Source organism: Brevibacillus sp. MCWH (assembly GCF_013096935.1).
Classification (GTDB): Bacteria; Bacillota; Bacilli; order Brevibacillales; family Brevibacillaceae; genus Brevibacillus; species Brevibacillus aydinogluensis.
In genome coordinates this window covers 268,070-279,150 of record NZ_SDLF01000003.1, presented here as the reverse complement: position 1 = coordinate 279,150, position 11,081 = coordinate 268,070, and the positions used below count along the sequence as shown (strand labels likewise).

10 protein-coding genes are annotated in these 11,081 nt (G+C 58.2%); all 10 read right to left on the bottom strand.

Annotated features, from left to right (window positions below):
• Positions 1–353 precede the first annotated feature (353 nt).
• The 10 genes from glnA to mutL all read right to left on the bottom strand — a co-directional run bounded on the left by glnA (position 354) and on the right by mutL (position 11,059).
• Positions 354–1,688, bottom strand: a complete 1,335-nt coding sequence (glnA, locus tag ETC00_RS04425; protein ID WP_171564739.1) for a type I glutamate--ammonia ligase — start codon at positions 1,686–1,688, stop codon at positions 354–356.
• A 34-nt stretch (positions 1,689–1,722) separates the two neighbouring features.
• A complete protein-coding gene (locus tag ETC00_RS04420; RefSeq protein ID WP_171564738.1) occupies positions 1,723–2,133 on the bottom strand; it encodes a MerR family transcriptional regulator in 411 nt (136 codons plus the stop codon).
• Positions 2,134–2,321: 188 nt separating this feature from the next.
• The gene (locus ETC00_RS04415) at positions 2,322–3,599 is read right to left on the bottom strand and encodes a methionine gamma-lyase family protein (RefSeq protein WP_171564737.1); all 1,278 of its coding nucleotides are present in this window, start codon (positions 3,597–3,599) and stop codon (positions 2,322–2,324) included.
• An 8-nt stretch (positions 3,600–3,607) separates the two neighbouring features.
• On the bottom strand, positions 3,608–4,900 hold the full coding sequence (gene hflX / locus ETC00_RS04410) for a GTPase HflX (protein ID WP_171564736.1): 1,293 nt from the start codon (positions 4,898–4,900) through the stop codon (positions 3,608–3,610).
• 47 nt (positions 4,901–4,947) lie between these two features.
• On the bottom strand, positions 4,948–5,904 hold the full coding sequence (locus ETC00_RS04405) for an AAA family ATPase (protein WP_171564735.1): 957 nt from the start codon (positions 5,902–5,904) through the stop codon (positions 4,948–4,950).
• Between the two features lie 69 nt (positions 5,905–5,973).
• Positions 5,974–6,762 (bottom strand): DUF4184 family protein, encoded by a 789-nt coding sequence (locus ETC00_RS04400; RefSeq protein WP_171564734.1) that lies wholly within the window; start codon positions 6,760–6,762, stop codon positions 5,974–5,976.
• Positions 6,763–6,915: 153 nt separating this feature from the next.
• On the bottom strand, positions 6,916–7,158 hold the full coding sequence (gene hfq, locus ETC00_RS04395; RefSeq protein WP_171564733.1) for an RNA chaperone Hfq: 243 nt from the start codon (positions 7,156–7,158) through the stop codon (positions 6,916–6,918).
• Positions 7,159–7,187: 29 nt separating this feature from the next.
• Positions 7,188–8,147, bottom strand: a complete 960-nt coding sequence (gene miaA / locus ETC00_RS04390) for a tRNA (adenosine(37)-N6)-dimethylallyltransferase MiaA (protein ID WP_171564732.1) — start codon at positions 8,145–8,147, stop codon at positions 7,188–7,190.
• Positions 8,144–8,929: a class I SAM-dependent methyltransferase gene (locus ETC00_RS04385; RefSeq protein ID WP_171564731.1), complete on the bottom strand. Its 786-nt coding sequence runs from the start codon at positions 8,927–8,929 to the stop codon at positions 8,144–8,146. The genes miaA and ETC00_RS04385 overlap by 4 nt, the downstream gene beginning before the upstream one ends.
• The gene (gene mutL, locus ETC00_RS04380; protein ID WP_171564730.1) at positions 8,930–11,059 is read right to left on the bottom strand and encodes a DNA mismatch repair endonuclease MutL; all 2,130 of its coding nucleotides are present in this window, start codon (positions 11,057–11,059) and stop codon (positions 8,930–8,932) included. It lies immediately after the preceding gene.
• Positions 11,060–11,081 lie beyond the last annotated feature (22 nt).

The following is an 11,081-nucleotide window of genomic DNA, read 5'->3' as shown; positions in this document are numbered from 1 at the left end:
AGCGAGCTCCTTTGACGACCTGCTCAGCGGAAAAACGAAGACGCGGGAATCAACAGGGGACACAAGTCTCACTTCCTCGAAATACCCAGATGTTTGTCCCCTGCCCGCGTCTCGTTTTGGAGCGGACATCATTCGCTTCTGTGCTGGGCGTCAAGCGAGCGAGCGGGCCCGATCTCCCATGTGCCGCGGACTTTGTCTACACGCTGTGCAGCCCCTGCCATGGGGCTGCTGTTTTTTTTTGCTCTCTGGAGCCCATACGCCCTCGTCCTCAAAAATAACAAAAAGGAGCAGGGCCATCACTCGGCCCCACTCCCGGAACTTCCCCGCTCCAACAGGCAAAGGGGGTTCGCTGATTAGTAGGTGTTCATGTATTGTTCGCGTTCCCAATCGTGGACGCGGGTACGGAACATATCCCATTCGATTTCTTTTGCCTCGGTGAAGTGTACCAGGGCATGCTCACCCAGCGCTTCGCAGATGACCGGATCGGCCTTCAGGCAGTCGATCGCTTCCTTCAGGGTTGCCGGCAGGCTTTCGATGCCGGCAGCTTCGCGCTCTTCTTCGGTCATCACGTAGATGTTGCGGTCCACCGACGGCGGCAGCTCCAGTTTTTTCTTGATGCCGTCCAGCCCTGCTTTCAGCATGACAGCGAGAGCCAGGTACGGGTTGGCAGCCGGGTCCGGGTTGCGCACTTCAATCCGCGTGCTCAAACCACGGGAAGCCGGGATGCGTACCAGCGGGGAGCGGTTTTTCGCCGACCAGGCCACATAGCACGGCGCTTCATAGCCGGGCACCAGACGCTTGTAAGAATTCACCAGCGGGTTGGTGATGGCGGCAAATCCGCGTGCATGGTGCAGAATGCCGGCCAGGTAGTGTTTAGCCGTTTGGCTGAGGCCCAGCGGATCAGATTCGTCGTAGAACGCATTTTCTTTGTTGCGGAAGAGAGATTGGTGAGCGTGCATGCCGGAACCGTTCACGCCAAACAGCGGCTTCGGCATGAACGTCGCATGCAGGCCGTGTTGACGGGCAATGGTTTTCACCACCAGTTTGAAGGTGACGATTTGGTCAGCCGCCTGCAGCGCGTCGGCGTATTTAAAGTCAATTTCGTGCTGACCCGGTGCTACTTCGTGGTGGGATGCTTCAATTTCGAAGCCCATTTTTTCCAGGGTAAGCACGATGTCGCGGCGGCAGTTTTCACCAAGGTCGAGCGGCGCGAAGTCAAAATAACCGCCCTGGTCGTTCAGATCGAGTGTCGGTTCCCCTTTCTCGTTAATCTTGAAGAGGAAAAACTCCGGTTCCGAACCGACATTGAAAGCAGTGAAGCCCATCTCTTCTGCTTCCTTCAGTGCACGTTTCAGGATATAGCGCGGGTCCCCTTCAAACGGGGTGCCGTCTGGCATGTAGACGTCACAGATCAAACGTGCCACTTTGCCGTGCTCGGTGCCCCACGGGAAAACCACCCAGGTATCCAGATCCGGCACCAGGTACATGTCGGATTCCTCGATACGCACAAAGCCCTCGATGGACGAACCGTCAAACATCATTTTGTTGTCCAGTGCCTTGGGCAGTTGGGAGAGCGGAATCTCCACGTTTTTAATGACCCCCATCAGGTCGGTAAACTGCAGGCGGATGTACCTGACATCCTCCTCATGGGCCAGACGCAAAATGTCTTCCTTGGTGTACTTGCTCACGTTTCTCTCCTCCTATCGCGTTTGTTGGCTTGTATTAGTGGAAGAAGCGCGAAAGCTCTCCACGTATCAACGCATTCTCGCCGTGGCGAGTCGCGTTGTTAAACATGATTTGCTGCTTCAAAAGCTGATGCAGTTCCTTTTCGGACATTTCCTTCCGCTTGGCCTCGGAAGTGGCAGTGATCTCCGTCTTTTCCGCGGCGGACTGCTGCATCTGCAGCACCTGCTTGATGCCGGCGATGTTGAGTCCTTTTTCGATCAGCGCCTTGATTTCCAGCAAGCGATCGACGTCGTTAAAGGAGAAGAGTCGCTGCTTCCCTTCCGTACGTGCCGGCTGAATCAGTCCGTTTTGCTCGTAATAACGGATTTGCCGGGCGGTCAGATCGGTCAACTTCATGACGATCCCGATTGGAAAGAGAGCCATGTTTCGACGAATGTCATCACTCATGACGTGTCCCTCCTCTTCTCAATCCTTGATTGTATTGTATGCGTTTTTAAGAATCCTGTCAATGGATGTTAGAAAAGATTACACAAAATGATGCATCTTTCGGCAAATCAACGCGAAAAAACGGGAAGCGTCTCTTGCAACGCTCCCCGTTTGCAGGCAATTGACTCGTTCACGCCGGTCTGCGACGCCTACGTATTCGGCAGTTCCAGCAGCCCTTTTTCTAACAGGAGGTCCAGCGCGGTCAGGATGCCCACCTTGACATGGGAGTAGGTCAAACCGCCCTGCACGAAGCCCAGGTACGGCGGACGAATCGGGCCGTCTGCGGAAAACTCAATGCTCGCCCCCTGGATGAACGTGCCGGCCGCCATGATGACCGGATCGGCGTATCCGGGCATGTCACTCGGATAAGGGGTGACGTGGGAATCGACCGGTGCCGCCTTCTGGATGCCCTGACAAAACGCGATCAATCGCTCCGCCGAACCAAATTCGACCGATTGGATCAGGTCGGTGCGCGGCTCGTGCCACAGCGGATTGGTCCGAAAGCCCAGCCGCTCCAAGAGTGCGGATGAAAAAATCGCCCCTTTGAGCGCTTCGCCAACCACATGAGGAGCGAGGAAAAAGCCCTGGTACATTTCCAACAGGGAGTACAGCGACGCTCCTCCCTCCGCGCCGATGCCGGGAGCGGCCATCCGGTAGGAAGCGAGCTTCACCAGGTCCTGTCTGCCGACGATGTATCCGCCGGTCTTGACCAGACCGCCGCCCGGGTTTTTGATCAGCGAACCTGCCATGATGTCCGCGCCCACCTGCAGCGGCTCCCGCTCCTCGGTAAACTCTCCGTAGCAGTTGTCCACAAAGACGATCAGTTCCGGATTCCGCCCTTTGACAAAGCGAATCATCTCTTCCAGCTTGGCGATGGTAAACGACGGACGATCAGCGTATCCGCGGGAACGCTGGATGCCGATCACCTTTGTATTCGGGGTGATCGCCTCGGCCACAGCGGCAAAGTCAACTTCCCCCTCCGGCGTCAGCGGCACATAGCGGTACCCGATGCCATAGTCCTTCAGCGAGCCTTGTCCCTCGCCGCGCACACCTACTACTTCTTCCAGCGTGTCATACGGTTTGCCGGTGATGTACAGCAGTTCGTCGCCGGGACGGAGCAGGCCGAACAGGCAGATGGCGATCGCGTGCGTGCCGGAGATGATGTGCGGCCGGACCAAGGCCGCCTCCCCGCCAAACACGTCCGCATAAATCGCTTCCAGCGTCGCACGGCCCGTGTCATCGTAGCCGTATCCCGTCGACGGCGCAAAGTGAAACTCGTTTACTTCATGCTTCTGAAACGAACGGAGCACCTTCAACTGGTTGTAGTCGACCAGGGCGGCAATCTCCTGATGCCGCCCGGCAATCATTGCTTCGACTTCCTGCACGATCGGGCGCAGCCGTTCTCCATGGGTGAATAATGAAAACATTGTCGTTCCTACCAACTCTCTTCTGCAATCTCTGGCTTGTCCAGGAGAAACGGGACAACTTTCCCGTAGATGGGATGGTCCCGGTTGATGCGTACGGTAATCAGATACGCGGCATTCGCTTCGTCAAACGTCTGCTCCATCTCGATACCTTCGCGGTGCAGCAGCGACACGATGTCTCCGCGCTCTACCGGCACTTTCAGCTTGATCCGGTCAAAGGAAGCGTAGACGTACGTTTCGATGCGCTCCAACAGCCGCTGCAAGTCTTCATCTCGCAGCGCGGAGATGAGAATGGAATCGTCCACCGGCGGCAAGTACGTGCCCTCGGGTATCAAATCAGCCTTGTTGAACACCACGAGCTGCGGGATTTCGTTCGCCCCAAGCTCACGCAGGATGCGCTCCACCACTTCCATGTGGATTTCCAGATCGGGATGGTGGCTGTCCACCACATGCAGGATCAGATCAGCTTCCTGAACGCCTTCCAGCGTAGAGCGGAAAGCAGCCACCAGCGTTGTCGGCAAATCCTGGATAAACCCGACGGTATCCGTGAGCAGCACCTCCATGCCGCTTGGCAGGGAAAGCTGCCTCGTCGTCGGGTCGAGGGTGGCAAACAGTTTGTCTTCCTGCAGGGTGTTCGCGGAGGTCAGCCGGTTTAACAGCGTGGATTTGCCGGCGTTGGTGTAGCCGACCAGCGCAATTTGATAGACGCTGTTTTTCTTGCGCCGCTCCCGGTGAAGCTGGCGGGTGCGCACGATGTCGGCCAGCTGCTGCTTCAGTTCGCTGATTCGCCGTCTGATGTGGCGCCGATCGCTCTCCAGCTTGGTCTCCCCGGGCCCGCGCGTGCCGATCCCGCCCCCCAGGCGGGAGAGCTGCTTGCCCTGTCCCGCCAGGCGCGGCAGCAGGTAATTGTACTGGGCCAGTTCCACCTGGATCTTGCCCTCCCGGGACTGCGCCCGTCCGGCAAAAATGTCCAGGATCAGCTGGGTGCGGTCGATTACCTTGCAGTCGAACACCGTGTCCAGGTTGCGGGTCTGACTGGGCGACAGCTCGTCGTTGAAGATGACCAGATCCACGTCCAGTTCCTGCGCGCGGTGGGCGATCTCCTGTATCTTGCCGCTGCCCAGATACCAGGCGGGATCGATGCGCTCGCGGTTTTGGGTGACCACGTCAAGCACGTCGACGCCGGCCGTCCGCGCCAGCTCGTGCAGTTCCTCCATTGAGAGACGTGCCCGCTCCGCATCGCGGTTATCCAAAAAACAGCCGACCAGAATGGCTGTTTCAACACGTTTGATCACATCGTCCACGTATTCACGTCCTTTCCCACCCTATCATACCACAATTCATCCGGTTGTCAGGAAGCGGGCCAGACAAAATCCTCCGGCAGCAGCGTCATCACCTCGTCGCGCGTCGGTTCCGCCACGTCCAATAGCCGCACTGCCTGTCTGCGGATGGCCTGTTCAATGGCGTTCCGAACATAGCGGGCGTTGCTGAAATTGACTTCAAACACATCGTTGCGCTTGCGCATCAGATGGTGTCGCAACTTTTCCCTGGCGGAGGGTGACAGCTTGTATTCCTTTCCCTCCACCATCAACTCGGCAATGCTGATCAGTTCGTCTACCGTGTAGTCGGCAAACCGCAGTTGAATGGGAAAGCGGGAAGGCAATCCGGGATTCAGCTCCAGAAATGCATCCATCTCATCGGTGTAGCCCGCCAGAATGCAGATAAAATCATTGCCGTGGTCTTCCAGTGCCTTTGTCAAACAATCAATTGCTTCCTTGCCAAAATCCTTTTCTCCGCCGCGCGCCAGGGAGTACGCCTCGTCGATGAACAAGATGCCGCCAAGCGCCTTTTTGATGAGCTCGCGCGTCTTTTGCGCGGTATGGCCGATAAATTCGCCGACGAGATCGGCCCGTTCCACTTCGATCAGATGTCCCTTGCTCAAAATGCCCATTTCGCGAAAGAGTTTGCCAAACAAGCGGGCGACCGTCGTCTTGCCGGTGCCCGGATTTCCTTTGAACACCATGTGGTAAACTTGCTTCTCCAGCTTCAGGTTGTGTTTTTCCCGCTCCTTGTTTACCCTCAGCAGCGCGTGGATCTCGTACATCAGCTTTTTGGCTTCACGCAAACCGATCAGTCGCTCCAGCTCGTCGAAGGCGGCGGCCACATTGCCGGGTGCGGTAGTGCGTACCTTGTCGGCCAATGTTTCCGGACGTTTGACCTTTTCCGGCCGGCGAAAGACTACCTGGATGCGGTTAGGAGCCTTGTCTGTCACGGAATCAGCCGGCGGTTGATTGCCCGACGGTTTCACCAGCGATCACCTGCCTCATGGTCATACATTAAGTATACGCATGGGGCTGGCAGACCTGCCCATTTTTTTCTACAGGGACGTATACCTGTGGACACCCGCCCGGCCAATCCGGTTGAAAAACCATGACATGACCAGCAGTCCGGCCATGCACCCGGAGAGAAACGGCACGACGCCGCCCAGCAGACGCGCCATCGTCCATGCGCCGCCAGCGCTCCATACCCACGCGGCAGCCGCGAACAGGCCGCATCCGCCCACACCCAGCCAATACAGCCATTTTATCCGGACCAAAAGACGTCTCCCGCCGACCACCATTGCCTGCCCGCGATGCACCATCCGCCAGAGTGCCAGCGCAATCAGCGACAAGCCAATGAGCGTACTGCCGTGCTGCAGCAGCTTGTAGAAGGGTATGTCCAAGCCCGCCAAAGGAAGCGGCACCCGTTGTTGCAGAAGCGGCAGGCGGCTGACCATGAACGCCCCCTGATGGGTAAACGCGTCCCAGACGATATGGGTGAGACTGCCGATTACCGCCGAATAGGAAAAGACCAGCCCATCGCGCAGCGAACCGATCATCCAAGGCTTGGCCGCAGCGTATCCCAGCCCCCGGTCAAACGGGGCGGGCAGGCAGGCGACCAGGGGGCGCTTGACGATGCGGTGAAAAAGTAAGGCCAACAGAAAACTGAGCGGCAGATCAAACACAAACAGGCCGACCAGGGTATGACTGACCGCGCTGTACGGCCTCAACCGGAAAAAGTATTCAAAATCGGGCGCCATGCTGCCAAAGACCAGTGCGGTAAAAGACAGCCAGCGAACGCGCCAGAAGGGCAGCACGATCGCCGGGTGGGCAAACGTGAACGGCAAAGAACCCACTCTCCATAAGATATTTTATGTAAACTTATAGGCTGTTTCATCCTGTCTGCTGCACCTGTTTTTTTGCGTGCCGGAACCAGCAAACCTGTCCCTGACAGTGAAAAAAGCCCGGATGGCTAAGATCCCGGCTTCGTTGGTGTGACGCTATGCTTGCTGATTGTTGTCTTGAGACATGAGCGACACGGGACGCTGCGGCGTGAACGTGGAAATGGCATGCTTGTATACAAGCTGCTGCTTACCTTCGCTGTCAATCACGATGGTAAAGTTGTCAAACGCTTTGATGTAGCCGCGCAGTTGAAACCCGTTTACCAGGTAGATGGTGACAGCGATGTTCTCCTTCCGCAAGTGGTTCAGGAACGTATCTTGAATGTTGATCGACTGTTTCATGTTCATTACCCCCTAAAAGGACTTGTATGTTATATATTCGGCAATCGCTGAAACTTTCCTGCCAATATCTGCTTGATTGTTTGGACGATCTTCGGACGCTCGGCGGGATCGGTCAGATCAAACCACTGCACCTCCGACATGCGCCGAAACCAGGACAGCTGGCGCTTGGCAAAATGGCGGGTCCGCTGCTTGATGTCGTTGACCGCCTTCTCCAGCGTGATCTCTCCGTACAAATACGGAATCAATTCCTTGTAACCCAGCCCCTGCATCGACGTCAGCGCCGAGCCGTACCCTTGATCCAACAGACGGCGCACCTCGTCCACCAGACCGGCTTCCAGCATCTTGTCCACGCGCTGGTTGATGCGCTCGTACAGCACGTGCCGTTCCATCGTCAATCCGATCATCAGCAGATCGTACGGGGAATGCTGGGCCCGATGTTGAAAATCAGACATTTTGGTGCCGGTCAATTCATAAATTTCCAAAGCGCGAATCACCCGTTTCACATCGTTGGGGTGAAGCCGTTCCGCTGTCAGCGGATCAATCGCGGCAAGCCGTCGATGAAGGGCCTCCGCTCCCTCCGTCTCGGCCAAGCGCTGCAGCCGGCTGCGCAGTTCCGGGTCCTGCTCCGCCTGGGCGAATTGAAAGCTGTGGGTGACCGACTCGATGTAGAGGCCGGTGCCGCCGACGATAAACGGCAGCTTTCCGCGCGCATTTATCTCGGTGATCAGCCGTGTCGCCGCTTTTTGAAACAGCGCCACAGAGTACTCTTCATCCGGATCGATAATGTCGATCAGGTGGTGCGGCACGCGCGCCCGCTCTTCCGGCGTCGCCTTGGCCGTCCCGATATCCATGCCGCGGTAGACCTGCATGGAATCGCCGGAAATGATTTCGCCGTCGAAGCATTCGGCCAGCTCAAGGCTCAGCTCCGTCTTGCCCACGGCGGTCGGGCCGACGATCACGACCAGTTTTTCCTTTGGTGGCAAAGTCACTCCCCTCCATCTGTCTCTTTATAGCTGTACACGACCTGATGGCCGCGCGTGCGAAACGGGGTAAACCCGAACCGCTCGTACAACCGTCCCGCTTTGCCTTCCTTCAGTACGACGCGCCGTTTGGCAACTCTGAGCGCCTCCGCCACCGCCTCCGCATCCAGCGGGGCCATGTTGGCGTGCTCGCGAATGCCGGCAATCCCGGTGGAGTCGTGTACCGTCCGCTCAAACATCGGATCGAAGTAAACTACGTCAAACGATCGGTCCGGCAGGTCTTTCAGGATGTCGAGATGGTGGCCGTGTCTCACCTCGATCCGGCCCATCGCCTCGCGCAGCGCCTCTGAGTCGGTCGGATAGTGACGCAATCCGTCTGCGACCAGTATCGCGATGTGCTTTTCGGATTCAATCCCGACCACCCTGCCTGTTCGGCCGACAGCGTGGGAAAAGACGATCGCGTCGGCACCCAGGCCGAGTGTGGCGTCCAGCACGCTGTCACCTGGTTGAATTTGGCAAGCGGCAAGCATAGTATCAGTATCGCCGCGCTCCATCCGCTTTATACGAAAGACGGCCGTGTTCGGATGAAAAAAGAACGGGCTCTTCCCCTCTGCTTCCAGGCGGACCCCTTTGGCGGTGACGATCAGCACCTCCGCCTCATTGTAGCGCCGACGCAGCTCCTCAATCGAACAATCGCCCCGCTCAATGACCGGCAGGCCAAACTGTGCAGCCAGTTCAGCTGCGTGGCGGCGCGTCTCCTCGCTGGGTTTCAGTCCGGTGGTAATCAGCATCTACATCACCCGTTTAAACATTTTCTCCAAATCGTATGTGGAGAAGTGGATGATGATCGGCCGGCCGTGCGGACATGTAAACGGACTGGTCGTTTCGCGGAGCGTATTGAGCAAGCTTTCCATCTCCGCATGGGTCAGATAGCGGTTGGCCTTGATGGCAGCCTTGCAGGACATCATGATCGCCGCCTTCTCCCGCATCGCCCGTATGTCTGCTTCAGCCGCCTCGCCCGTCTCCAGCACAAACTGGATCAGCTCTTCGATCACTTCCAGTTCGCTGCCCTCCGGAAACCAGTGAGGATGGCCCCGCACAATGAACGTTCGACCGCCAAACGACTCGATGTCGAGGCCAAACGAACGCAGCAGGGGCAGCTTTTTCTCCAGCTTCACCGCTTCCTGAGCCGTGCACTCCACGGTGTGGGGAAAGAGCAGCATCTGGCTGGCGACGCTCTCCTGCTTCAGTTTTTCCATGAAATACTCGTAGAAAATCCGCTCCTGCGCTGCGTGCTGGTCAATCAGATACATGCCGTTATCGTTCTGCGCCACGATGTAGGTGCCGTGTACCTGTCCGACCGGAAAAAGCAGGGGCACGGCCGATCTGTCGCCGTCAGGCTGTGCAGCGGCTGGTTCCGCCTCGGGAGCGGGGAACTGGACAGCAGGCTGCTCTGTCTGCAGGCCATCTGCCGTCATCGGTGCGGTTTCTGCCGGCACCAGGGAAGCCGAATGATTATCGGCTGCAGGTGTTTCCAGCCCGCCGTCTGTACCGGCCGACGCGCTGCCCTCTCTATGAGACGTGCCGAGTGCTTTTGAAGTTGCAGTCAATTCTCCCGCTGCCGCATTTCCCTGCAGCGGAACGGATGCAGGCCGCTCCTGTGCTAGACCCGCGTACTCCCCACCCGATTCCTTTACGACCGTGGCGTCAGCTGGCGCATCTCCGCCCAGCCGCGGGGAGCGCGCTTGTGACGGGGCCTCCTGCCGTGCCAACCACTCCCGCAGACGCGGACTGGCCTCAAGATCGACGGCACGGGAGATGCTTTGGCTGCTCGCCGCTCCCGGTTTGGGCAGCTGCAGGTCAAACTGCGGCTGCACCACCTGTTCCACCACTTTTGCCTTACGCTCGGCTGCCATCGGCCGGACGATCTCCAGCCCCTGACGCAGCGTCTCCCGGACGGAACGCTCGATGGCGCCCAGCAGCTGATCTTCCTTGCTGAACCGAACCTCCAGCTTGGCGGGATGGACATTGACGTCGACGAGCGAAGGGTCCATCTCGATCTGAAGCGTGACGATCGGATAGCGCCCGATCGGCAGCAGCGTGTGATAACCGCGCAGGATGGCGTTGTTCAGGCCAAAGTGGCGGACGTACCGGCCGTTGACCAGCGTGGACAGATAGGAGCGATTGGCCCGCGTCACTTCCGTCTTGGAGACGAAGCCGGTCCAGCGGAAGTCCAGCGTCTCCCCGCTGATCGGCAGCAGCAGTTTGGCCACCTGGACGCCGTAAATCGCCGCCATCACGTGCAGCAGCTTGCCGTCACCGGAGGTCTGCAGGAGCACTTTGCCGTTGTGCGTCAGGGTAAAGGCGATGGACGGGTACGTCAGCGCCAGCCGGTTGACGTAGTCGGAAATATGGCCGATTTCGGTGGCGATCGACTTCATGTACTTCAACCGGGCCGGCGTGTTGTAAAACAGGTCGCGCACGCAAATATCCGTCCCTTTGACTGTGGCGGCGTCGGCAATGTTCGTAATTTGGCCACCCTCGATCGTCAGGCGCGTCCCCACCTGGCTGCTGGAGGGACTGCTCGTCAGTTCCATCCGGGAGACAGCGGCGATACTGGGCAGGGCCTCGCCGCGAAACCCCAGGGTGCGAATCCGGAACAGGTCGCGTGTCGTGCGAATCTTGCTGGTCGCGTGCCGTTCAAAGGCCAGCTGGCAGTCTTCCCGGTCCATGCCGTGGCCGTTGTCCACCACGCGGATGAGCTGCAGCCCGCCTTCTTCCACGTGCACCTCGATCGCGCTAGCTCCGGCGTCCACCGCGTTTTCCACCAGTTCTTTCACGACCGAAGCCGGCCTCTCCACCACTTCACCGGCAGCGATCATATTGGCGAGATGCTCATCGAGCACTTGAATGTGTCCCATCGATCTCCTCCTTGGATCGGCC